We start from the raw sequence: 21,208 nt of genomic DNA on the forward strand, positions 1-21,208 counted from the left end.
TGGCGGGTCAGGTTCGCCCGCCTGGCGCAATGCCCGTACGGGCACGGCGCGGCCTACCAGTCGCTGGAGGAGCTCTTCGCGCCGCTGCCCGTGAACTTCTTGACCACGAAGATCAGGCCGCCGACCAGGGCCGCGAACAGCAGCACCTTGAAGGCGAAGCCGATCAGCGTGCCGATGATCGTGGTGATGACACCGCCGAAGACGAAGAGCGCCAGCAGCGGAACGGCGACCCACTTGACCCACCACGGCATGCCCGCGAACATCGCTCGGATCCCGTCCATGTCCTTACCTCTTCCTCGTCCTCACCGGTGCCCCAGGCGGTGTCCCTGGCGTCTTCCGTGGTCTTGAGCTTAGGAGCCGCGAGGACGGGACGGGGGCCCGTGAGCCCCCGGAACCCCCTGACCCGCCCCCTAGGGGGATCAGGGGGACGACCCTCAGTGCGACGGCGCTCAGCCCTCCGGCGGGGAGAAGACCACCAGCACCTTCAACGGCTCGGTGATGTGGTGGAACTTGTGCGGCACACCCGCCGGTACGTAGACGACGCTGCCGTTCGCCACCGTCGTCGTCTCCTCCCCGACCGTGATCGAGGCGCGGCCGCTCACCACGAAGTACACCTCGTCCTGGCGGTGCGGCTGCTGCGGGTCGCCCTGTCCCGCGGCCAGCGAATAGAGCCCGACCGACATGTTCCGCTCACGCAGGAACTGCAGGTAGGCGCCGTCGTTGGCGGCTCGTTCCGCTTCGAGCTCGTCCAGCCGGAAGGCCTTCATGTCCGTTGTGCCCCTTGCCCTTGCCCAGTGGTGCCGCGGGATCCGCTGATCTGCCGATGCCCGGCACGGATGTTCTCTGCCACGATCAGACACATGAGGAATTTCGTAGTCAAGACGCTCGCCAACGCGGGGGCCCTGGCCGTCGCCATCTGGCTGCTCAAAGGCATCACCCTCGACGACGGCAGCAGCCTGGGCCGGCGCACGCTGACGCTGATCCTGGTCGCCCTCGTCTTCGGCCTGGTCAACCTGATCGTCAAGCCCGTGGTGAAGCTGCTGTCGATCCCGCTCTTCATCCTCACCCTGGGCCTGTTCACCCTTGTCGTGAACGCCCTGATGCTGCTGCTGACCTCCTGGGTCGCCAAGCAGGTCCACCTCAGCTTCCACGTCGACGGCTTCTGGACCGCCGTCCTCGGCGGCCTGATCATCTCCGTCGTCTCCTGGGCCCTGAACCTGGCCCTGCCCGACAAGGACTAGACGTGACCGGACACGGACACCCCGCCGACGACCCGGCCACGGCGGCGCCGTACGGCGACGGCACCCGGGCGGTGCGCGCCGGGCTGCCCGAACCCGTCAAGAACGAACCCCCGCTGCCCGGCCCCGTCTTCGCCGCCCACTTCCACCTCCCCGGGGAGGTCGCGGGCCCGTACACCTACGGCCGCGACACCAACCCCACCTGGACCCTGCTGGAACGCGCGATCGGCGAACTGGAGGCGCCCGGCCGCGAGGACGCGGACACGGTCGTCTTCGCCTCCGGCATGGCCGCGGTCTCCGCCGTCCTCCTCTCCCAGGCCCGGGCCGGCGACACGGTCGTCCTGCCCGACGACGGTTACCAGGCGCTGCCCCTGGTCCGGGAGCAGCTGGAGGCGTACGGGGTCCGCGTGCGCACCGCGCCCACCGGCGGGGACGCCCAGCTCACGGCCCTCGACGGGGCCCGGCTGCTGTGGATCGAGACCCCCTCCAACCCGGGGCTCGACGTGTGCGACGTACGGCGCCTGGTGGACGCCGCGCACGGGGCGGGCACCCTCGTCGCCGTGGACAACACCCTCGCCACCCCGCTCGGGCAGCGGCCGCTGGAGCTGGGCGCGGACTTCTCCGTGGCCAGCGGCACCAAGGGGCTCACCGGCCACGGTGACCTGCTGCTCGGCTACGTCGTCTGCCGCGACCCCGGGCTCGCCGCGGCCGTCCGCCGCTGGCGCAAGATCGTGGGTGCCGTGCCCGGGCCCATGGAAGCCTGGCTCGCCCACCGTTCCCTGGCCACCATCCAGCTGCGGACCGAACGCCAGTGGGCCAACGCCCTCGCCGTCGCGGAGGCCCTGGACGGCCGTGCCGAGGTGAGCGGGCTGCGCTACCCGGGGCTTCCCTCGGACCCCTCCCACAAGACGGCGGCCCGTCAGATGAGCGGCTTCGGGTCGGTGGTCTCCTTCACCCTCCCCGACCGCGCCCACGCGGAACGCTTCATGTCCGCCCTGCACCTGGTCGAGGACGCCACGAGCTTCGGTGGGGTGCGGTCCACCGCCGAACGGCGCGGACGCTGGGGCGGCGACGCCGTGCCGGAGGGGTTCATCCGCTTCTCCGCCGGCGCCGAGGACCCCCGTGACCTGGTCGCCGACCTGCTCCGGGCCTTGGACCAGGCGGGTTCCGGGGCCTGACACCCGGGGAAGCGGTCCGAGCCTCCCCCCAGGTGGCTCGGACCGCGCCGGGTTCTCTGCCCGCAAGAACCACGTCGACAAGGCTAGTTGACTCAGCGTCAGAGTCCAATCACGGTAACGACAGGAACCTATCGGCATATTTATAGTTGAAGGCCCCCACCGAGAGGGGCCGCCATGGACCTGGCCCTGCTGCGCACGTTCGTCGCCGTGCACCGGGCCGGCTCGTTCACCCGGGCCGCCACGCTCCTCGGGCTGTCCCAGCCCGCGGTCACCTCCCAGATCCGCACCCTGGAGCGGCAGCTCGGCCGCCCCCTGTTCCACCGCCGGGCCCGCGGCGTGACGCCGACCGCCATCGGCGACGAACTGGCCCACAAGGCCGCCCCGCACCTGGACGCCCTGCTGCGGATCGCCGAGACCGAACGGCAGACCGCCGGAACGGTGCGCACCCTGCACCTCGCCGGGCCGCCCGAGTTCCTGACCCTGCGGGTACTCCCCGCCCTCGCGCCCCTCGTCGGCCACGGCCAGACGCTGCGCACGGTCTTCGCGGCCGACTCCGAGGAGAACCTCGCCGGGCTCGCCACGGGGCAGCACGACCTGGTCGTCACCACCGCGCGGCCCCGGGGCGGGCCGTTCTCCGCGGGCGCCCTCTGCGACGAGGAGCAGGTGCTGGTCGCCGCGCCCTACTGGGCCGCGCTCGCCGACCCGGGCGAGCTGCTCGCCAAGGGCCCCGAGGCTCTGGACGGGATCCCCGTCGTCGAGGTCCACGAGAGCCTGCCGCTGGTCACCCGCTACTGGGCCGCCGTGTTCGACGCCGTCCCCGGCTCCGCTCCGGACACCGCCGCCACCGTCGTGGCCCCCGACCTGCGGGCCGTGCTGGAGTGCGTCCGGGCCGGCGCCGGACTCGCCGTCCTGCCCCGCTACCTGTGCCAGGACGCCCTCGACCGCGGCCAGGTCGTCGCCCTGCTGGAACCGCCCGTACCCCCGCTGCGGACCTGGTTCCTCGTCGTACGGACCGGCAGCCTGGCCCTCGCCCACCTGGCCCGCGCCCACGACCGCCTGCTGCGCGCCGCGGCGCACTGGTGAGCCCCTCGCGTTTCGGACGACGGCGCGTTTCAGAAGCCCGGACGTGGGCCACTCTTCTCCCATGACCGAACGCCCCGTGGTCAAACGCACCGCCCGAGCGATCCTGCTCGACGGTGACGACCTGATCCTCATCAAGCGCACCAAGCCCGGCGTCGACCCGTACTGGCTCACCCCGGGCGGCGGTGTGGAACCCTCCGACGCCACCGTCGTGGACGCCCTCCACAGAGAACTCGACGAGGAACTCGGCGCCAAGATCACCGATGTGGTGCCCTGCTTCGTCGACACCGTCGAGCACATCGCCTCGGGCGGAGTGACCGGGGTCAAGGTGCAGCACTTCTTCGTCTGCCACCTCGAATCGATGGACCCCGGACGGCGGCACGGCCCCGAAGTGGACGACCCGCAGGGCGAGTACGAGATCGTCCGGGTGCCCTTCAGCCGCGTCGGCATCGCCGCGGTCCACCTCGTCCCGCTCTCGCTGCGCCACTACCTCGACGGCAACATCGAGGGGGTGCGCGCCATGCACGCCCCCGACCTGGGCTGAGCGGCCGGGGGAGCGGGCGGGCCCGCGCCGGCCTCAGCCGGCGACGCCCGCCAGTTCCTCGAGCGCGTCGTAGCGGATGCGCTCGCCCGGGATCCCGATCCGCTTGAGGGCGTCCACACCGCTGCGGATCATCGCGGGCGGCCCGGAGATGAACGCGTCGTACGAGCTCCAGGGGCCGTTCTCGCCGACCGCGTGCGGCAGCTGGCCCGCCATGCCCTCCCCGATCACCGGGCGCACCGACAGCCAGGGGTGGGAGCGCTCCAGCCCCAGCAGCGTGTCCTTGTCGTACAGGTCGTCATCGCTGCGCGCGCCGAAGAAGACCTCCACCGGCCGGCGTTCACCGTGCTCGGCCACGTCCTCGATCAGTGCCTTGATCGGGGCGATGCCGGTCCCCCCGCCCAGGCACAGCATCCCGTTGTCGGTGCTGTGGTCCACCACCATCGACCCGGCCGGCGGACCCAGCCGCAGCACGTCGCCCGGGCGGGCGCGGCGCACCAGGGCGTTGGAGACCCAGCCGGCCGGTACGGCCTTGACGTGGAAGGACAGCAGCCCGTCGGCGCGCGGCGCCGAGGCGAAGGAGTAGTGCCGCCACACCCGCGGCCACCAGGGGGTCTCCAGGCTGGTGTACTGCCCGGCGAGGAACGGGTACGGCTGGTCGGGCCGGACCGTCAGAACGGCGATGTCCGAGGTGCGCAGGTCATGGGAGACCACCTCGGCGTGCCACCAGGCCGGCGCCCGCGCCTCGTCCTCCGCCGCGGCGTCGATCATGATCTGGGAAATGGCGGTGTACGCGCGCACCCACGCGGCTTCCGCCTCCGGACCCCAGGTCAGCTCCGCGTACCGGGCCAGCGCCCCGAGCAGCGCCTCCCCGACGGCCGGGTAGTGACCGGCCAGCGTGCCGTACTTGCGGTGGCCGGTGCCGAGCCGGCGCAGGTAGGGGGTGAGCACCGCCGGGTCGTCGATGTGCTCCGCGGCGGTCAGCAACGCCTTCAGCAGCCGGTCCCGCTGGGCGTCCATGGCCGCGGGAAACAGCTCCCGCAGCTCGGGATGGCCCGTGAAGACCAGGGCGTAGAAGTACGAGGTGACCTTGTCGGCGACGGGAGCGACCTCGGCGAGGGTCCGACGGATGAGGACGGCGTCCGGGGAGGGTTCGGTCGCACCGCCCCCGGAGGGTATCCAGCCCGTCGGTCTCGCCGATCTGGTGGGCGGAAGGTCCATGCGGTGCCTCGCTTCGAGCATCTCGGTCGGGTCTCACACGCCACGGCCTCGAATCCGTGGTTCCGGCTTTCACAGCGTGCCAGCCGACCGAGGGCCGTGCGGGGGAATGGGGAAAATCGGCGTTTCGAACCCACGATCCCCTTAAGATGCTGCGACTCCCGGGCGCGTCCCGCCCACGAGCTGGTATGCCTCCCGCAGGTCACGTCCCTCGTAGACGTGGGTGGCCCGCTCCGCCAGGTGCGGCCGTGCGTTCACCGCCACCGACCGCGGGAGGGCCGCGAACAGCACCGCGTCGGTCATCGAGTCCCCGTACGCCACGCAGTCGGCGCGGGTCACCCCGAACCGTTCGCACAGCAGGTCCGCGACCGTCAGCTTGCCCTCGGGCGTCATGACCCCCGTCACGTCGACGGGCCGGGTGAACGGCACCTCGGGGAAGAGGGAGCCGTGCGTGGCGTGCGCGCCCCACTCCAGCAGCAGTTCGACGAAGAACGACGGGGACAGGGAGACCACCGCGCAGTAGTCGCCGCGTTCCCGGATCTCCTGCCAGACGTCCCGGATGCCGGCCAGCCACGGAGCCCCGTCGAAGGCCGCCCGGACGTGCAGGGGCGTCAGATCCGACCACAGCTCGTGCGCCGCCCGTGAGAAGTCCTGCGGGCCGATCTCGCGGGCGCCGAAGGCCCGCTCAAGCTCAGCGATCTCGTGCTCCAGACCGAGTTGGCGGGAGATCTCGATCGGCGCGGCGGAGCCGTACATCAGGGTCCCGTCGAGGTCGAACAGGTGAAGGAGGGGCATGTTCGGGAGGCTAGCTGCTGCGTTTCACGCAGAGCACCGTGTTTCACGTGAAACATCGGCCGGGCCGGATCGCGGAATCCCCTGGACGCCCCCCGAGCAGATGATCCACTCTGGGCCGGTGACACCACCACCGCTCACCGAACTGCCGATCCGCGCACTGACCCCGGACGATCTCCGCCACTGCGCCGACCTGTCCCAGGACCGCGGCTGGCCGCGCGAGGACCACAAGTGGGGGCTGCTCCTCACCGCCGGCACCGGGTACGGCGTCGACGCGCCCGACGGACGGGGCCTGGCCGCGGCCTGCGTCGTGACCGCGTACGGGGACACCCGGGCCAAGCCTGACCTCGCCGCCATCGGCATGGTCCTGGTCGCCGACCGGTTCGCCCGCCAGGGCCTGGGCCGCCGCCTCATGCGGTACGTGTGCGACGAGGTCCTGGCGGGCGTACCGCTCACCCTGCACGCCACCCCCTACGGCCGCCCGCTCTACGAAGAACTCGGCTTCGACACCACGGGCCGGGCGGAGATGCTCCGCGGGGCCTTCCTCCCCGATCCCGAGCTGACCGGTTCCGCCGGCGTCCCGGTCCGTCCGGCCACCGCCGAGGACCTCCACCGGATCATCCGGCTGGACACGGAGGTGTTCGGCACCGACCGGACGCACATGATCACGCGGCTGCCCGCCTTCACGGACCGGCTGCTCGTGGCCGAGGACCGCTCCGGCGCACTCATCGGATACGCCGCCATCTGGCCCAACATGGAGACCCATGTCATCGGCCCCCTGATCGCCCGGGACACGGCCACCGCTCAGGCGCTGGTGACGGCCCTGGCCGCGAGCACCGACCGTCCCCTGCGCACCGATGTCGACGTGCGCCACGAGGAACTGGTGACCTGGCTCAAGGAACGCGGTCTGGAGTCCCTCGCCTTCAACGCGGTCATGACCAGGAACATCCCCGGCCTGCCCGGTGACTGGACCCGGCGCTGGGCCCCCCTCACCGTCGCCGCCGGCTGAACAGAGGAGATCCGACATGACCGAGCCTCCCGGCCTGATCATCCGTCCCGCCACCGAGGCGGACCTACCCGCCATCGTGGCCATGCTCGCCGACGATCCGCTGGGCGCCACCCGCGAGTCCCCGGACGACCTGACCCCCTACGCCGCGGCGCTCAAGCGGCTGACCGACGACCCGCACCAGCACGTGGTGGTCGCGGTGCGCGGCGAACGCGTCGTGGGCACCCTCCAGCTGACGATCGTGCCGGGCCTGTCCCGCAGGGGGGCCACCCGCTCGATCATCGAAGGGGTCCGCGTCCACGCCGACGAACGCGGCGGCGGACTGGGCACCCGCTTCATCGAGTGGGCCGTCGAACGTTCGCGCGAGGAGAACTGCCAACTGGTGCAGCTCACCTCGGACGTGACCCGCACCGACGCCCACCGCTTCTACGAGCGGCTCGGCTTCACCCCCTCCCACGTGGGGTTCAAGCTCCAGCTCTGAACCGGGCCGGCTCCCCCGCCGGGGACGTCAGCCGATACCGCGCCAGCCCTGCGGGTCCACCCCGCCGGGCACCGGCGCCTGGGGGTCATAGGGCAGGCGCGTGAAGACGAACGAGCCCAGGTCGAGATGGCTCACGGAGCCGTCCTCCCGTCGTACCGCCCGCAGGGTCTCGCCCGCGTAGTAGCCCGTCAGCCCCGTCCACGTGCCGTCGGACTCGGCGCGGAACCGGGCCGACCGGCCGGGTGCGCCCACGGGGCCCAGTTCCAGCGTCCCGTCCGACTTCAGCCGCAGCCCCTGGGGCGCGGTGCCCCAGTACCAGACGCCGCAGAGGTCCAGCGGCACCCGGTCGGCCTCGTTGAAGGGCTTCCAGGGCGCGGGGAACCGGGGTTCCGCGTCCGCCACGATCGCCAGCAGGTCCATGGCCACCGTCGAGGCCGGCAGGCCGGAGGTGCAGTTCGAGAGCACCACGGCCGCGACGTCGTCCGCCTCGCTCAGCCAGAGTCCGGCGACGAACCCGGGCAGCGAACCGCTGTGCCCGAACAGCCGGCGCCCGCGCTGCTCCGCCAGCTGCAGCCCCAGCCCGTAACCGAGGTCGGCGAAGCCGGGCTCCGGCGGCGCGACCGAAGTGCGCATCTCCTGCACGCTCTCCGCGCTCAGCACCCGCTCGTCGCCGCGGGCCAGCAGGACCGCGAACCGCGCCAGATCCCGGGTCGTGGACCACAGCTGACCGGCCGGAGCCATCAGCCCCAGGTCCTCCGTCGGCTCGGGCAGCATCACGTCCGCCCACGGGTGCACCGCCCAGCCGCCCGCGTGCGGGGCCTGCGGCTGCGCACTCGTACGGTCCAGCCCCAGCGGCTCCAGCACCTCGGCCCGCAGCACGTCCTCCCAAGGCTTCCCGCGCAGCGCCTCCACGAGCGAACCCAGCAGGGTGTACCCCGGGTTGGAGTAGTGGTGCCGCGTCCCCGGCACGTGCTTGAACGGAGCCTCGCCGAGCACGTCGGCGAGCGCGGGCCGCTGAGCGCCAGGGGTGCGCTCCCACCACTCGCCGGGCGTTTCCGCCGCCAGCCCGCCGGTGTGGGCCAGCAGCTGGGCGATGGTCACCTCGTCGGCGCCCGTCCCGGGCAGGTGCTTGCCCAGCGGGTCCGAGAGCGCCAGCAGGCCCTCGTCCCGCAGCCGCAGCACCAGGACGGCGGTGAAGGTCTTGGTGATCGACCCGATCCGGTACTGCACGTCCCCGTCGGGTCCGTGCCCCTCGACCGAGGTCCGCGAGCCCTCCCAGACCACCTCGCCGCCGCGTACGACCGCGGCCACCGCGGACGGGGCCCGGCCCTCGCTCTGCGCGACGGCGAGCCGGTGGTTCAGCGCCCGCCGGGTGGAGGGCAGGAGTTCCAGGTCTTCAGAGAGCGCGTCCATGATCGGATGCTACGTGTTGGCCATGTCCACGAACCGCGAATAATGGCCCTGGAAGGCCACGGTGATGGTGGCCGTGGGGCCGTTTCGGTGCTTGGCGACGATCAGGTCCGCCTCGCCCGCGCGGGGGGACTCCTTCTCGTACGCGTCCTCGCGGTGCAGCAGGATCACCATGTCGGCGTCCTGCTCGATGGAGCCGGACTCACGCAGGTCGGAGACCATCGGCTTCTTGTCGGTGCGCTGCTCGGGACCACGGTTCAGCTGGGAGAGCGCGATCACCGGCACCTCGAGCTCCTTGGCCAGCAGCTTGAGGTTTCGGGACATGTCCGAGACCTCCTGCTGGCGGCTCTCGGGACGGCGGGAGCCGCCCGACTGCATCAGCTGGAGGTAGTCGATGACCACGAGCGAGAGGTCGTTGCGCTGCTTGAGCCGGCGGCACTTGGCCCGGATCTCCATCATCGACAGGTTCGGGGAGTCGTCGATGTAGAGCGGGGCCGCCGAGACGTCGGGCATCCGGCGGGCGAGCCGGGTCCAGTCGTCGTCGGTCATGGTGCCGGAGCGCATGTGGTGCAGCGCCACCCGGGCCTCCGCCGACAGCAGGCGCATCGCGATCTCGTTGCGGCCCATTTCGAGGGAGAAGATGACGCTCGGCAGGTTGCTCTTGATGGAGCACGCGCGGGCGAAGTCCAGCGCGAGCGTCGACTTGCCCATGGCGGGACGGGCGGCGATGACGATCATCTGGCCCGGGTGCAGGCCGTTGGTCAGGGAGTCCAGGTCGGTGAAGCCGGTCGGCACGCCCGACATCTGGCCGGAGCGCGATCCGATGGCCTCGATCTCGTCGAGCGCGCCTTCCATGATGTCGCCGAGGGGCAGGTAGTCCTCGGAGGTCCGCTGCTCGGTGACGGCGTAGATCTCGGCCTGGGCGCTGTTGACGATCTCGTCGACGTCGCCGTCAGCCGCGTATCCCATCTGTGTGATCTTCGTACCGGCCGCGACGAGGCGGCGCAGGACGGCCCGCTCGTGGACGATCTCCGCGTAGTACTCGGCGTTCGCCGCGGTCGGGACGGACTGCACCAGGGTGTGCAGGTACGAGGCCCCGCCCACCTTGCTGATCTCGCCGCGACGGGTCAGCTCCGCGCCGACGGTGATGGGGTCGGCGGGCTCGCCCTTGGCGTACAGGTCGAGGATGGCCTGGTAGATCGTCTCGTGCGACGGGCGGTAGAAGTCGTGCCCCTTGAGGACCTCGACCACATCGGCGATGGCGTCCTTGGACAGCAGCATGCCGCCCAGCACGGACTGCTCGGCGTCGAGGTCCTGGGGCGGGACGCGCTCGAAGCCGCCGCCCCCGCCGTCCCAGGAACCGCCCTCGCGGCCCCGGTCGCGCTCCTCGTCCCCGCCGCGGCCGCGGCCCTCGCCGCCCCGGCGCGAACGGGCGGGCAGACGGTCACTGGGGCCGCTGTCGGCCCAGGGGTCGTCCATGGGCTCGGGCATGCTCACCGGGCCGCCTCCTCCCGTCCGCAACGCGGACCTCGCCGTGTCACTCTTTCTACGACACGGCTCTGACATTCGGGACACCCGGATCGGCTCTGGGCGCGTCGGGCAACGCCCAACGGTAGGGCCGCGAGCGACGTCAGCCAATCTTGTTATCCACAGGCTGTGTGGATGACATGTGGACGACGGACCCAATGCTGTGGGTAAGTCGCCCGAAGCTGTGCACAGACCGGGGGACGACGCTGTGGACAAAATCACCCGACCCACCTCAACACCGCCGCTGACCTGCGATTTCCTTCTCCCGGGGCACCCGCACAGAAAATTCTTGGCCACCGTCTCAAGATCGTCCACGGTCGCGCGGCAAGAACACCCAAGTCAGCGCATTGGTAATGGTCCATATACCCTTGCATCTATTACCTGTGGAAGATTAGATTGAGCACATGACCCAGGCCCCCGCAGCCGAGAAGGCCGCCCCGAGACGGCACGACCGCGAGATCCTCGCCCTCGCCCTGCCCGCCTTCGGCGCCCTCGTGGCCGAGCCCCTCTTCGTGATGGCCGACAGCGCCATCGTGGGCCACCTCGGCACCCCCCAGCTGGCCGGCCTCGGTGTCGCCGCCGCCCTGCTCACCACCGCCGTGAGCGTCTTCGTCTTCCTCGCCTACGCCACCACCGCGGCCGTCGCCCGCCGGGTGGGCGCGGGCGACCTCCGGGCCGCGATCCGGCAGGGCATGGACGGGATCTGGCTAGCCCTCCTGCTCGGGGCGGCGGTCGTCGCCGTCGTCCTGCCCACCGCGCCCTCGCTGATCTCCCTCTTCGGCGCCTCCGACACCGTCGCCCCGTACGCGGTCACCTACCTGCGCATCTCCGCACTGGGCATCCCGGCCATGCTGGTGGTCCTGGCGGCCACCGGGGTCATCCGCGGTCTCCAGGACACCCGGACCCCGCTGTACGTGGCCATCGGCGGCTTCGCCCTCAACGGCGCCCTGAACGTGGCCCTGGTCTACGGGGCCGGGCTGGGCATCGCGGGATCGGCCTGGGGCACGGTCATCGCCCAGTGCGCCATGGCGGCCGCCTACCTCTGGGTGGTGGTCCGGGGCGCCCGCCGACACGGAGCCTCCCTGCGGCCCCACGTGGCCGGCATCCGGGCCTGTGCCCAGGCCGGCGTGCCGCTGCTGGTCCGCACCCTGTCCCTGCGCGCCATCCTGATGATCGCGACCGCGGTGGCGGCCCGACTGGGGGACGCCGACATCGCCGCCCACCAGATCGCACTTTCCCTGTGGAGCCTGCTGGCCTTCGCCCTGGACGCCATCGCCATCGCCGGGCAGGCCATCATCGGCCGCTACCTCGGCGCAGGGGACACGGAGGGCGCCCGGGCCGTCTGCCACCGCATGGTGCGCTGGGGCGTCGGCTCGGGCGTGGTGCTCGGACTGCTGGTCGTCCTGGCCCGTCCGGTCTTCATCCCGCTGTTCACCTCCGACCCCGTGGTCGAGCACGCCCTGCTCCCCGCGCTGCTGGTGGTGGCCCTGGCCCAGCCGGTCTGCGGGGTCGTGTTCGTCCTCGACGGAGTGCTCATGGGCGCGGGGGACGGCCCCTACCTCGCCCGGGCCATGCTGCTGACCCTCGTGGTGTTCGCCCCGGCGGCCCTGCTCGTCCCCGTCCTCGGCGGCGGCCTGACGGCTCTCTGGGGGGCCATGACGCTGATGATGCTGGTCCGGATGGCCACCCTCCAGCTGCGCGCCCGCTCGGGCCGCTGGCTGGTGGCGGGCGCCACCCGCTGACCGTGCTCATGTTTCACGTGAAACATGAGCACGGAGACGACGAAGGGCCGCACCCCCGGAGGGGTGCGGCCCTTCATGTGCTGCCCTTAGGCGGCGACGACCTCGATGCCCACGTTCGCGGCGACCTCGGCGTGCAGACGCACGGAGACCTGGTACGAACCGAGGGTCTTGATCGGGGAGCCCAGCTCCACGCGGCGCTTGTCGACCTTCGGGCCACCGGAAGCCTCGATCGCCGTGGCGATGTCGGCCGGGGTGACGGAACCGAAGAGACGACCGGCGTCACCCGCGCGGGTGGCCAGACGGACCTTCACGCCCTCGAGCTTGGCCTTGACCTCGTTGGCCTGCTCGATGGTCGCGATCTCGTGGATCTTGCGGGCGCGGCGGATCTGCGCCACGTCCTTCTCGCCACCCTTGGTCCAGCGGATCGCGAAACCACGCGGGACCAGGTAGTTGCGAGCGTAACCGTCCTTGACGTCGACGACATCGCCGGCGGTACCGAGGCCAGAGACCTCGTGGGTCAGGATGATCTTCATTAGTCGGTCACCCTTTCCTTAGCGCGCGGTGGACGTGTAGGGCAGCAGCGCCATCTCACGGCTGTTCTTCACGGCCGTGGCGACGTCACGCTGGTGCTGCGTGCAGTTGCCGGTAACGCGGCGGGCACGGATCTTGCCGCGGTCGGAAATGAACTTCCGCAGCATGTTCGTGTCCTTGTAGTCCACGTACGCGGTCTTGTCCTTGCAGAACGCGCAGACCTTCTTCTTAGGCTTGCGCACAGGCGGCTTCGCCATTGTGTCTCTCCTGTGTGATCAAGAAGTGGGGATGGAGCTGCCCTTAGAAGGGCGGCTCGTCCGAGTAGCCACCGCCGGAGCCGCCGGAGCTTCCGCCCCAGCCGCCCCCGCCGCCGCCCTGCTGCTGGCCACCGGCCGGCGCGCTGGACGCCCACGGGTCGTCGGAGGGAGCTCCGCCGCCCTGGGGGCCGCCGCTGGGGGCTCCCCAGCTGCCGCCGCCCTGCTGCTGACCGCCGCCGCCGTATCCACCCTGGCCACCGCGACCGGTGGTCTTGGCGACCTTGGCCGTGGCGTTCTTCAGGCTGGGGCCGACTTCCTCGACGTCCAGCTCGTAGACCGTGCGCTTGACACCCTCACGGTCCTCGTACGACCGCTGCCTCAGCCGGCCCTGCACGATGACGCGCATGCCCCGCTGGAGGGACTCGGCGACGTTCTCCGCCGCCTGCCGCCACACCGAGCAGGTCAGGAACAGGCTCTCGCCGTCCTTCCACTCGTTGGTCTGACGGTCGAAGGTGCGGGGGGTGGACGCGACACGGAACTTCGCGACCGCCGCACCCGAGGGGGTGAAGCGCAGCTCGGGGTCGTCGACGAGATTGCCGACGACCGTGATGACGGTCTCGCCTGCCATGGATGAACCTCTCGGCGGGGATTGCTGCTGGGCTGCTGTGCTACTCGGTCCCGATTACCGCTGAACCGGAGTTCAGTGGGTCTCGGGGCGAAGGACCTTGGTCCGGAGAACCGACTCGTTCAGGTTCATCTGGCGGTCGAGCTCCTTGACGACCGCAGGCTCGGCCTGCAGGTCGAGGACCGAGTAGATGCCCTCGGGCTTCTTCTTGATCTCGTAAGCGAGACGACGACGGCCCCAGGTGTCGACCTTCTCGACCTTTCCGTTGCCCTCGCGGACGACGGAGAGGAAGTTCTCGATCAGGGGGGCGACAGCGCGCTCCTCGAGATCGGGGTCGAGGATGACCATCACTTCGTAGTGACGCATGTGGAACCCACCTCCTTTGGACTCAGCGGCCACGGTCGTTCCGTGGCAGGAGGGTCGTGATGCGTGCCGCACGGTGCCTGAGAGCAGACACCGCGCAGACCGTACAGACTACCTGCTCGAATCCTTCCGGTTGAAATCCGGCGGGAGGGGACCACAATCTGTAGGCATCGGGTGTGCTCGGTGCTATGCCCCCGGCCCCGGCCGGAGGCGGCGTCGCAGCACCGCTCTGCTTCAGCCAGGAGGTGCCTTTCGATGGCACAGGCAATGGATCGTCCGCCCATCTCCCTGCTCGCGACCGACGGCAAGCCCCACCCGCTCCAGGACACCCTGGTGGCGGTCACCCTCGTCCTCGGCGCCGTGGCGTTCGTCACTGCGTTCTTCCACAATCTGCACCTGCTCAGCTCCTGGACGGGGCTGATCGGCATCGCGACCGGCGCCTACGGCCAGTTCATCTCCGAGACGACACGCGAGCGCTTCGCACTGATCATCGGCCTTGGCGCGGCTGGGATCGGCTTCTTCCTCGGCATGGCGCACGGCGGCCTCTTCGGCGGCTGGGTGGGCTGACCGGGGGATCTCCTCGACGGGGCGCCGGCCGGACACCGGCCCGGGCTACGGCCCGTCCCCCAGATGGGTGGCGCCCCTGTCGCAGTAGGCTTCGCGCCATAGCAGCGAAGCCGCCCGAGGAGACAACCCGCATGAGCCTGTCCCTGCGCACCATCAGCCGAGAGCAGCATCTGGCGTACCTCCAGAGCCTGCCCTCGGCTAGCCACTGCCAGGTCCCGGCGTGGGCCGACGTCAAGAACGAGTGGCGCTCGGAGAACCTGGGATGGTTCGACAAGTCCGGTGAACTCGTCGGCGCCGCCCTCGTCCTGTACCGCCAGCTTCCCAAGGTGAAGCGGTACCTCGCGTACCTTCCCGAGGGCCCGGTCATCAACTGGTACGCCCCCAATCTGGAGGAGTGGCTCCAGCCGATGCTGGCGCACCTCAAGCAGCAGGGCGCCTTCACGGTGAAGATGGGCCCGCCCGTCGTCATCCGCCGTTGGAACTCCGCCGCCATCAAGGCCGGTATCCAGGACCCCGAGGTCAAGCGCCTGCGCGACGTGGAGGCCTCGTACATCGAGCCCCGCGCCTTCGAGGTGTCCGACAAGCTGCGCCGCATGGGCTGGCAGCAGGGCGAGGACGGCGGCGCCGGCTTCGGCGACGTCCAGCCCCGCTACGTCTTCCAGGTGCCGCTGGCGAACCGTTCGCTGGACGACGTCCTCAAGGGCTTCAACCAGCTGTGGCGCCGCAACATCAAGAAGGCCGAGAAGGCCGGCGTCGAGGTCGTCCAGGGCGGCTACGAGGACCTGCCGACCTGGCAGTACCTCTACGAGATCACCGCCGAGCGCGACAAGTTCCGCCCGCGCCCGCTCAGCTACTTCCAGCGCCAGTGGACGGCCCTCAACTCCGAGGACCCCAACCGCATGCGGCTGTACATCGCCAAGCACGAGGGCGAACCGCTCGCGGCCGCCACGATGCTGACGGTCGGCCAGCACGTCTGGTACTCCTACGGCGCCTCGGCCAACCACAAGCGCGAGGTCCGGCCCTCGAACGCCATGCAGTGGCGCATGCTGCGCGACTCGTACGCGCTCGGCGCCAGCGTCTACGACCTGCGCGGCATCAGTGACACCCTGGACGAGAACGACCACCTGTTCGGCCTGATCCAGTTCAAGGTCGGCACGGGCGGCGAAGCCGTCGAGTACGTCGGCGAGTGGGACTTCCCCCTCAACAAGATGCTGCACAAGGCGCTCGACATCTACATGTCGCGCCGCTGACCCCCACCCCCGCCCCTTCCACACACACCGCACCGCTGCACCACGCAGCTATCCGAGAGAGGCTCCGGACGGGCATGGCGCTCACGCTCTACGTCGACACCGCGCGCTGGCGTGCGCACCAGAAGACGATCATCGACCAGTTCCCCGGTCTGATCCCCGTCTGCAAGGGCAACGGATACGGCTTCGGCCACGAGCGGCTGTGCGAGGAGGCGACCCGGATGGGCGCCGACATCCTGGCCGTCGGCACCACGTACGAGGCCGCGAGCATCAAGGACCGGTTCGGCGGCGACCTGCTCGTCCTCACCCCGTTCCGGCGGGGCGAGGACCCGGTGCCGCTGCCGGACCGGGTGATCCGTTCGGTGGCCTCCGTGGACGGGGTCCGCGGCCTGGTCGGTGCCCGCGTGGTCATCGAGTGCATGAGCTCGATGCGCCGCCACGGCATCTCCGAGCAGGACCTGGGGATGCTCCAGTCGGCGATCGAGGACGTCCGGCTGGAGGGCTTCGCCCTGCACCTGCCGCTGGACCGCCCCGACGGTTCGGACGCCGTCGAGGAGGTCATCGGCTGGATGGACCGGCTGCGCGCGGCCCGGCTGCCGCTGCACACCATGTTCGTCAGCCACCTGCGGGCCGAGGAGCTGGCCCGGCTCCAGCAGCAGTTCCCGCAGACCCGCTTCCGGGCCCGCATCGGCACCCGGCTGTGGCTGGGCGACCACGACGCCACCCAGTACCGCGGCGCGGTCCTGGACGTCACGCGCGTGACCAAGGGCGACCGCTTCGGCTACCGCCAGCAGAAGGCCGCCTCCGACGGCTGGCTGGTCGTCGTCGCCGGCGGCACCTCGCACGGCGTGGGCCTGGAGGCCCCCAAGGCCCTCCACGGGATGATGCCGCGCGCCAAGGGCGTCGCCCGGGCGGGCCTGGCCACCGTCAACCGCAACCTGTCGCCCTTCGTCTGGGCGGGCAAGCAGCGCTGGTTCGCCGAGCCCCCGCACATGCAGGTGTCGATCCTGTTCGTGCCCTCGGACGCGACCGAGCCGAAGGTGGGCGACGAGCTGGTGGCCCACCTGCGCCACACCACGACCCAGTTCGACCGGGTGCTCGACGCCTGATCCGCACCCGGCGGCCGGGCCCGTCCGGCCCGGCCGCCGGGTCAGTCCCTGGGGTCCACGCCCCAGGCGACCCGCTGTCCTTCCGAAGGCGCCGCGTACCGCGGCGCCTTCGTCTTGCCCCCGAGCACGAACACGTCCTCGGCCCCGTCCAGGACGCCTCCGGACGGGTCGTCCGAGCCGTCGCGCCGGACGACGTCCCGCTCGGGCAGCAGGATGTCCCGCACGACGGCCGCGCACAGGTAGAGCGTGGCCAGCAGGTGGATGGCGATGGCCAGCTGGTAGCCCTCCAGGGGCAGCCCCTGGTGCTTGTCCCCGCTGGTCGTGTAGGCCAGGTAGAGCCAGATCCCGAGGAAGTAGGCGACCTCGCCGGCCTGCCAGATCAGGAAGTCGCGCCAGCGCGGACGGGCCAGTACGGCGAGCGGGACGAGCCACAGCACGTACTGCGGCGAGTAGACCTTGTTGGCCAGGATGAACGCGGCGACGACCAGGAAGGCCAGCTGGGCGAAGCGGGGCCGCCGGGGGGCGGTCAGCGTGAGCACGCCGATGCCCAGGCAGAGCAGCAGGGTCAACCCCGTGGCGTAGGTGTTGGCGTCCTCCAGGGGGTTGCCGCTGCGCTGGGAGATCAGCAGCCAGACGGAGCCGAAGTCGATCGGACGCTCCTGGCTGAACACGTAGAACCGCTTCCAGCCGTCCCAGGCGTAGAACATGACCGGCAGGTCGACCACGAGCCATGCGACGAGCGCCCCGCCGAGGGCGGCGCCGAACGCCCGCCACTTCCCGGCCCGCCAGCACAGGACGAACAGGGCGCCGAGCAGGAGTACGGGGTAGAGCTTGGCCGCGGTCGCCAGGCCGATGAGCACCCCGCTGAGGAGCGGCCGGCCGCGCGACCACATCAGCATCGCGGCGGCGGCGAGGGCGACGGCCGGCAGGTCCCAGTTGATGGTCGCGTTCAGCGCGAACGCGGGGGCCAGCGCGAGGAGCAGGGCGTCCCAGGGACGACGGCGGTGGGTCCGGGTGACGCAGACGGCGATGACCGCGGCGCAGGCCATCAGCATGCCCGCGTTGACCATCCAGTACATCTGCTCACGGTGCTGGATCGCCCCGGACGAGGGAGTGAGCCAGGAGGCCACCTCCATGAAGGCCCCGGTGAGCACCGGGTACTCCAGGTACTGCATGCCGCCGTACTTCGGGTCGACCGCCACGTCCGGGAACCTGTCGCGGTAGGGCACGAGGCCGTCGGCGAAGCCGCGGGCGGAGTACAGGTGCGGGATGTCGGAGTAGCAGGCGTGGGTGTACTGCGAGCCCGCCCCCTGGAACCAGGCCCAGTCGTAGCAGGGCAGCTTCTGCACCATGCCGAGCGCGAACATGCCGAGGGCCACGAGGACCACGACGCGGACGGGGGACAGCCAGTGGGCCCCCGGCCGGACGTGCCGGCCGGCCGGCCCGCCGATGAGCTCGCTGCCGGCGGCGGCGACCTCGTCCTGCTGCGTGGGCAGTACGGGGGGCGGATCCTCGTGCACCTGGGTCATGGGCTCATCCTGCCGTACCGGCCCGGACACGGGGGAGGGCCGCCGCACGGTGTGCGACGGCCCTCCGGTGGTGCGGGTGGGGCGGGGTCAGCCCTGGGTGCCCATGATGCTGCCCCAGTTGCTCCCGCCGCCGGGGCGTCCTGGCCTGCCCGGGGGCGTGGTGGCCGGGTCGGTGTTCCCGCCGGCCGTGTTGCCGCCCGCTCCGGAACTCGTACCGGCCGCGGTCTGCGGGTCGCAGTTCAGGTTCCAGGGCTTCGGCTTGCACGGCTTGCCCCCGTCGGAGGGGGAGGGCGACACGGACGTGGACGGCGAGGGCGAGACCGACGTGGACGGCGAGGCGGAGGGGGACACGGACACCGACGGGCTGGGCGACGGGGCCCCGGCGGCGTCGGCGACGACGCCGATGTCCTCGGCCTCGGGGAAGTCCTTGACCGGGGCTCCCTTGAGGGCTTCGCGCATGTACTCGGTCCAGATCACCGCGGGGATGTCACCACCGTGGATGGAGTCGACACCGCCCACGTGGTTCATGGACATGAGCTTCTTGTCCTTGGAGTTCGGGTCGTTGCGGAAGAGGGTGACCGAGGTGGACAGCTCCGGGGTGTAGCCGACGAACCAGGCGGACTTGTTCTGGTCGGTGGTACCGGTCTTGCCGGCGGCCGGCCGGCCCAGCTTCTTGGCCTTGGTGCCGGTGCCGTTCTCCACGACGTTGCGCAGGACCTTGGTGATGTTGTCCGCGACGGAGTTGTCCATGGCCCGGGATTCCTTGGGGGTCTGGAACCCGGGCAGCTTGTTGCCGTCCTTGGTGACCTCCAGGACCGAGAATGGCTCGTGGTGCGTCCCGGAGGCGGCGAAGGTGGCGTAGGAGTCGGCCATGCGGATGGCGCTGGGGGTCGAGGTGCCGAGGGCGAACGAGGCGTTGTTGTTCTCGTCCATCGACTCCTCGAGGATGCCGGTGGCCTTGGCCACCTGGCGGACCTTGCTGTGGCCGACGTCGAAGACCAGCTGGGCGAACGGAACGTTGATGGACTTCTCCATCGCCTCGTTCAGGGTCACGTAGCCGTACGGGTACTCGCTCTCGTTCTTCTGCTTGAACGGCTGGCCGTCGGAGCCCAGCAGCGGCTTGCCCGTGCGGTCGTTGATCACCGTCTGGTCGTTGGCGTTGTACTTGCTGGCGGCCGAGATGCCCGCGCCCTTGGAGTTCTGCGTGCCGTATTCCATGGCCGCGGCCAGCACGTACGGCTTCCAGGTCGAGCCGACGGGCACGCCGGAGGTGTTGGCGTTGTTGGCGAAGTACTTGTGGTCCCAGCCGGGGCCGCCGTACAGGGCGACGATCGCCCCGGTCTTCACGTCGACGGAGGCGGCGCCGAACTGGACGAAGGTGTCGTACTCGGGGCGCTTCTTCTCGTCGAGGAAGTCGTTGCGGGTGTCCTCGACCGCCTTGGTCAGGGCGTCCACCTTGGGCTTCTGGAAGGTGGTGCGGATGGTGTAACCGCCGAGGGCCATCTTCTCCGCGCTGATGTCGGCCGTCTTCATGACGTACGACTTGGCCACCTCGACCAGGTAGCCGGTCTGGCCCGACATGCCGCTCGCCTGGGCGAGATCGACCCGGGCGGGGAACTCCTTGTACTTGTCCCGCTCGGACTGCTCCATGCGGTGGACGGCGACCTCACGGTCGAGCACCCACGCCCAGCGGGCCCGGGCCCGCTTCTCGTTGGCCTCGGGGGTGGCGGCGGAGCCGATGCCGCCGTCCGGGTTGTAGAGGTTGGGGCCCTTGAGAAGGGAGGCGAGGAAGGCGCTCTCCGAGGGGTTGAGGTCCTTGGCGTCCTTGCCGAAGTAGGCACGGGCGGCGGCCTGGATGCCGTAGGCGTCGCGGCCGTAGTAGGCGGTGTTCAGGTAGCCGGCGAGGACCGTGTCCTTCGACTCGGTGGCACCCAGCTTGATCGCGATGAAGAGCTCGGTGACCTTGCGCTTGAGCGTCTGCTCGGAGTCGAGGTAGGAGTTCTTGACGTACTGCTGGGTGATGGTGGAGCCGCCCTGGGTCGACCCTCCCGTGGCCATGTTCACCACGGCACGGGCGATACCCATGGGATCGACGCCTTTGTCCGTTTCAAAGGACTCGTTCTCCGCCGCGATCACGGCGTTCCGCATGGAGACCGGAATCTGGTCGATCGGGATGATCTGGCGGTTCGTGGACCCGCCGGTGGCGACCATCTGGGTGCCGTCGGCCCACTGGAAGACGTTGTTCTGCGCCTTGGCCGCCTTGTTCATGTCCGGGGTGCCGACCATGGCGATACCGACGCCGGCCCCGGCGATGATGAAGGCGAAGAATCCCAGGACGCTGCCGCAGACCAGCTTCCAGGAGGGCACGAAGCGCTTCCAGCCGGCCTTGCCCGCACGGGGGTAGTCGATGAGCCGCTTTCGGCCGCCGCCCCCCTTCCCACCTGGGCGTCCTCGACCTGCGGCGGGTCGCTGGCCGGCCCGGCGGGCGTCGGCGCGACTGCCATGGGCGCCCTGGTCCGCGTAGGGTCCGCCGGGTGGTGCGGAGGGGACGCCCCGTCCGGGGCCGGCGCCCCTTCCGGGGTGCTGCTGGGCAGCCCGGCGCGACGCGGCGCGGCCGCCGCCCTGGGGCTGCGGCGGTTTGCGGCGGTGCTCGCTCATCGAACGACTACTCCTCGGGCAGGCGAGTGGCCTGGAAGCGGCAGGTGATTCCGGTTCCCCCCGGTGGTCCTGCAGCACAGCCTACGCACGACCAAAACCCAATCAGTGC

22 protein-coding genes are annotated in these 21,208 nt (G+C 70.8%); 10 read left to right on the plus strand and 12 right to left on the minus strand.

Features of this window, described 5'->3' with window-relative positions; translation table 11 throughout:
- Positions 1-53 precede the first annotated feature (53 nt).
- Together ACFY0O_RS04045 and ACFY0O_RS04050 are read right to left on the minus strand one after the other, a co-directional pair.
- Positions 54-272: a DUF5326 family protein gene (locus ACFY0O_RS04045; protein ID WP_358891674.1), complete on the minus strand. Its 219-nt coding sequence runs from the start codon at positions 270-272 to the stop codon at positions 54-56.
- Positions 273-449: 177 nt separating this feature from the next.
- Positions 450-767, minus strand: coding sequence for a cupin domain-containing protein (locus ACFY0O_RS04050; protein ID WP_358891505.1), 318 nt, complete (start codon positions 765-767; stop codon positions 450-452).
- Between the two features lie 93 nt (positions 768-860).
- Between ACFY0O_RS04050 and ACFY0O_RS04055 the strand changes: the two genes are divergently transcribed.
- The 4 genes from ACFY0O_RS04055 (at position 861) to ACFY0O_RS04070 (ending at position 4,040) form a co-directional block, all read left to right on the plus strand.
- Positions 861-1,241, plus strand: coding sequence for a phage holin family protein (locus tag ACFY0O_RS04055; protein ID WP_388942535.1), 381 nt, complete (start codon positions 861-863; stop codon positions 1,239-1,241).
- A gap of 2 nt (positions 1,242-1,243) precedes the next feature.
- Positions 1,244-2,416, plus strand: a complete 1,173-nt coding sequence (locus ACFY0O_RS04060) for a cystathionine gamma-lyase (protein ID WP_388942536.1) — start codon at positions 1,244-1,246, stop codon at positions 2,414-2,416.
- 174 nt (positions 2,417-2,590) lie between these two features.
- Entirely contained in the window at positions 2,591-3,499 is a 909-nt protein-coding gene (locus ACFY0O_RS04065; protein WP_388942539.1) for a LysR family transcriptional regulator, read from the plus strand.
- A 61-nt stretch (positions 3,500-3,560) separates the two neighbouring features.
- The gene (locus ACFY0O_RS04070; protein WP_358891501.1) at positions 3,561-4,040 is read left to right on the plus strand and encodes an NUDIX hydrolase; all 480 of its coding nucleotides are present in this window, start codon (positions 3,561-3,563) and stop codon (positions 4,038-4,040) included.
- Positions 4,041-4,073: 33 nt separating this feature from the next.
- On the opposite strand, the gene ACFY0O_RS04075 is transcribed toward ACFY0O_RS04070, so the two are convergent.
- On the minus strand, positions 4,074-5,258 hold the full coding sequence (locus tag ACFY0O_RS04075; protein ID WP_388942542.1) for a globin domain-containing protein: 1,185 nt from the start codon (positions 5,256-5,258) through the stop codon (positions 4,074-4,076).
- Positions 5,259-5,399: 141 nt separating this feature from the next.
- Positions 5,400-6,050 (minus strand): HAD family hydrolase, encoded by a 651-nt coding sequence (locus ACFY0O_RS04080; RefSeq protein WP_388942544.1) that lies wholly within the window; start codon positions 6,048-6,050, stop codon positions 5,400-5,402.
- Between the two features lie 118 nt (positions 6,051-6,168).
- On the opposite strand from ACFY0O_RS04080, the gene ACFY0O_RS04085 reads away from it, so the two are divergent.
- Positions 6,169-7,056 carry a GNAT family N-acetyltransferase gene (locus ACFY0O_RS04085; RefSeq protein ID WP_388942547.1) on the plus strand — a complete coding sequence of 296 codons (888 nt, stop codon included), beginning with the start codon at positions 6,169-6,171 and terminating at the stop codon, positions 7,054-7,056.
- Positions 7,057-7,072: 16 nt separating this feature from the next.
- Entirely contained in the window at positions 7,073-7,534 is a 462-nt protein-coding gene (locus tag ACFY0O_RS04090; protein ID WP_388942550.1) for a GNAT family N-acetyltransferase, read from the plus strand.
- 27 nt (positions 7,535-7,561) lie between these two features.
- On the opposite strand, the gene ACFY0O_RS04095 is transcribed toward ACFY0O_RS04090, so the two are convergent.
- Both ACFY0O_RS04095 and dnaB read right to left on the minus strand, forming a co-directional pair.
- The gene (locus tag ACFY0O_RS04095; protein WP_388942553.1) at positions 7,562-8,947 is read right to left on the minus strand and encodes a serine hydrolase domain-containing protein; all 1,386 of its coding nucleotides are present in this window, start codon (positions 8,945-8,947) and stop codon (positions 7,562-7,564) included.
- Between the two features lie 9 nt (positions 8,948-8,956).
- Positions 8,957-10,423, minus strand: coding sequence for a replicative DNA helicase (dnaB, locus tag ACFY0O_RS04100; protein WP_358891673.1), 1,467 nt, complete (start codon positions 10,421-10,423; stop codon positions 8,957-8,959).
- Positions 10,424-10,875: 452 nt separating this feature from the next.
- On the opposite strand from dnaB, the gene ACFY0O_RS04105 reads away from it, so the two are divergent.
- Positions 10,876-12,213, plus strand: a complete 1,338-nt coding sequence (locus tag ACFY0O_RS04105; protein ID WP_388942555.1) for an MATE family efflux transporter — start codon at positions 10,876-10,878, stop codon at positions 12,211-12,213.
- 86 nt (positions 12,214-12,299) lie between these two features.
- On the opposite strand, the gene rplI is transcribed toward ACFY0O_RS04105, so the two are convergent.
- The 4 genes from rplI to rpsF form a co-directional block, all read right to left on the minus strand.
- Positions 12,300-12,746: a 50S ribosomal protein L9 gene (gene rplI, locus ACFY0O_RS04110; protein ID WP_351877611.1), complete on the minus strand. Its 447-nt coding sequence runs from the start codon at positions 12,744-12,746 to the stop codon at positions 12,300-12,302.
- 18 nt (positions 12,747-12,764) lie between these two features.
- Positions 12,765-13,001, minus strand: a complete 237-nt coding sequence (gene rpsR, locus ACFY0O_RS04115) for a 30S ribosomal protein S18 (RefSeq protein ID WP_005315025.1) — start codon at positions 12,999-13,001, stop codon at positions 12,765-12,767.
- Positions 13,002-13,044: 43 nt separating this feature from the next.
- On the minus strand, positions 13,045-13,629 hold the full coding sequence (locus tag ACFY0O_RS04120; RefSeq protein ID WP_358891494.1) for a single-stranded DNA-binding protein: 585 nt from the start codon (positions 13,627-13,629) through the stop codon (positions 13,045-13,047).
- A 72-nt stretch (positions 13,630-13,701) separates the two neighbouring features.
- Positions 13,702-13,992: a 30S ribosomal protein S6 gene (gene rpsF / locus ACFY0O_RS04125; protein ID WP_007265254.1), complete on the minus strand. Its 291-nt coding sequence runs from the start codon at positions 13,990-13,992 to the stop codon at positions 13,702-13,704.
- 252 nt (positions 13,993-14,244) lie between these two features.
- Here rpsF and ACFY0O_RS04130 point away from each other — a divergent pair, with 252 nt between their 5' ends.
- The 3 genes from ACFY0O_RS04130 to ACFY0O_RS04140 all read left to right on the plus strand — a co-directional run bounded on the left by ACFY0O_RS04130 (position 14,245) and on the right by ACFY0O_RS04140 (position 16,912).
- Positions 14,245-14,556, plus strand: coding sequence for a hypothetical protein (locus ACFY0O_RS04130; RefSeq protein ID WP_358891493.1), 312 nt, complete (start codon positions 14,245-14,247; stop codon positions 14,554-14,556).
- 131 nt (positions 14,557-14,687) lie between these two features.
- Positions 14,688-15,806 carry a peptidoglycan bridge formation glycyltransferase FemA/FemB family protein gene (locus ACFY0O_RS04135; RefSeq protein WP_045945395.1) on the plus strand — a complete coding sequence of 373 codons (1,119 nt, stop codon included), beginning with the start codon at positions 14,688-14,690 and terminating at the stop codon, positions 15,804-15,806.
- Positions 15,807-15,880: 74 nt separating this feature from the next.
- The gene (locus tag ACFY0O_RS04140; protein WP_358891492.1) at positions 15,881-16,912 is read left to right on the plus strand and encodes an alanine racemase; all 1,032 of its coding nucleotides are present in this window, start codon (positions 15,881-15,883) and stop codon (positions 16,910-16,912) included.
- A 41-nt stretch (positions 16,913-16,953) separates the two neighbouring features.
- On the opposite strand, the gene ACFY0O_RS04145 is transcribed toward ACFY0O_RS04140, so the two are convergent.
- Positions 16,954-18,441 carry a glycosyltransferase family 87 protein gene (locus ACFY0O_RS04145; protein ID WP_388942560.1) on the minus strand — a complete coding sequence of 496 codons (1,488 nt, stop codon included), beginning with the start codon at positions 18,439-18,441 and terminating at the stop codon, positions 16,954-16,956.
- An 87-nt stretch (positions 18,442-18,528) separates the two neighbouring features.
- A complete protein-coding gene (locus ACFY0O_RS04150) occupies positions 18,529-21,099 on the minus strand; it encodes a transglycosylase domain-containing protein (protein WP_388942563.1) in 2,571 nt (856 codons plus the stop codon).
- Positions 21,100-21,208: the final 109 nt, after the last annotated feature.

This window comes from Streptomyces sp. NPDC001594, assembly GCF_042893675.1.
Taxonomy (GTDB): Bacteria; Actinomycetota; Actinomycetes; order Streptomycetales; family Streptomycetaceae; genus Streptomyces.

Excerpts from the sequence above, each read along its gene's own strand:
- ACFY0O_RS04105 (WP_388942555.1), top strand. The coding sequence starts at position 10,876 with ATGACCCAGGCCCCCGCAGCCGAGAAGGCCGCCCCGAGACGGCACGAC.
- ACFY0O_RS04140 (WP_358891492.1), top strand. The coding sequence starts at position 15,881 with ATGGCGCTCACGCTCTACGTCGACACCGCGCGCTGGCGTGCGCACCAG.
- ACFY0O_RS04055 (WP_388942535.1), top strand. The coding sequence starts at position 861 with ATGAGGAATTTCGTAGTCAAGACGCTCGCCAACGCGGGGGCCCTGGCC.
- ACFY0O_RS04130 (WP_358891493.1), top strand. The coding sequence starts at position 14,245 with ATGGCACAGGCAATGGATCGTCCGCCCATCTCCCTGCTCGCGACCGAC.
- ACFY0O_RS04095 (WP_388942553.1), bottom strand. The coding sequence starts at position 8,947 with ATGGACGCGCTCTCTGAAGACCTGGAACTCCTGCCCTCCACCCGGCGG.
- ACFY0O_RS04070 (WP_358891501.1), top strand. The coding sequence starts at position 3,561 with ATGACCGAACGCCCCGTGGTCAAACGCACCGCCCGAGCGATCCTGCTC.
- rpsR (WP_005315025.1), bottom strand. The coding sequence starts at position 13,001 with ATGGCGAAGCCGCCTGTGCGCAAGCCTAAGAAGAAGGTCTGCGCGTTC.
- ACFY0O_RS04145 (WP_388942560.1), bottom strand. The coding sequence starts at position 18,441 with ATGACCCAGGTGCACGAGGATCCGCCCCCCGTACTGCCCACGCAGCAG.
- ACFY0O_RS04080 (WP_388942544.1), bottom strand. The coding sequence starts at position 6,050 with ATGCCCCTCCTTCACCTGTTCGACCTCGACGGGACCCTGATGTACGGC.
- dnaB (WP_358891673.1), bottom strand. The coding sequence starts at position 10,423 with ATGGACGACCCCTGGGCCGACAGCGGCCCCAGTGACCGTCTGCCCGCC.
- ACFY0O_RS04135 (WP_045945395.1), top strand. The coding sequence starts at position 14,688 with ATGAGCCTGTCCCTGCGCACCATCAGCCGAGAGCAGCATCTGGCGTAC.
- ACFY0O_RS04065 (WP_388942539.1), top strand. The coding sequence starts at position 2,591 with ATGGACCTGGCCCTGCTGCGCACGTTCGTCGCCGTGCACCGGGCCGGC.
- rplI (WP_351877611.1), bottom strand. The coding sequence starts at position 12,746 with ATGAAGATCATCCTGACCCACGAGGTCTCTGGCCTCGGTACCGCCGGC.
- ACFY0O_RS04150 (WP_388942563.1), bottom strand. The coding sequence starts at position 21,099 with ATGAGCGAGCACCGCCGCAAACCGCCGCAGCCCCAGGGCGGCGGCCGC.
- ACFY0O_RS04075 (WP_388942542.1), bottom strand. The coding sequence starts at position 5,258 with ATGGACCTTCCGCCCACCAGATCGGCGAGACCGACGGGCTGGATACCC.
- ACFY0O_RS04050 (WP_358891505.1), bottom strand. The coding sequence starts at position 767 with ATGAAGGCCTTCCGGCTGGACGAGCTCGAAGCGGAACGAGCCGCCAAC.
- ACFY0O_RS04090 (WP_388942550.1), top strand. The coding sequence starts at position 7,073 with ATGACCGAGCCTCCCGGCCTGATCATCCGTCCCGCCACCGAGGCGGAC.
- ACFY0O_RS04120 (WP_358891494.1), bottom strand. The coding sequence starts at position 13,629 with ATGGCAGGCGAGACCGTCATCACGGTCGTCGGCAATCTCGTCGACGAC.
- rpsF (WP_007265254.1), bottom strand. The coding sequence starts at position 13,992 with ATGCGTCACTACGAAGTGATGGTCATCCTCGACCCCGATCTCGAGGAG.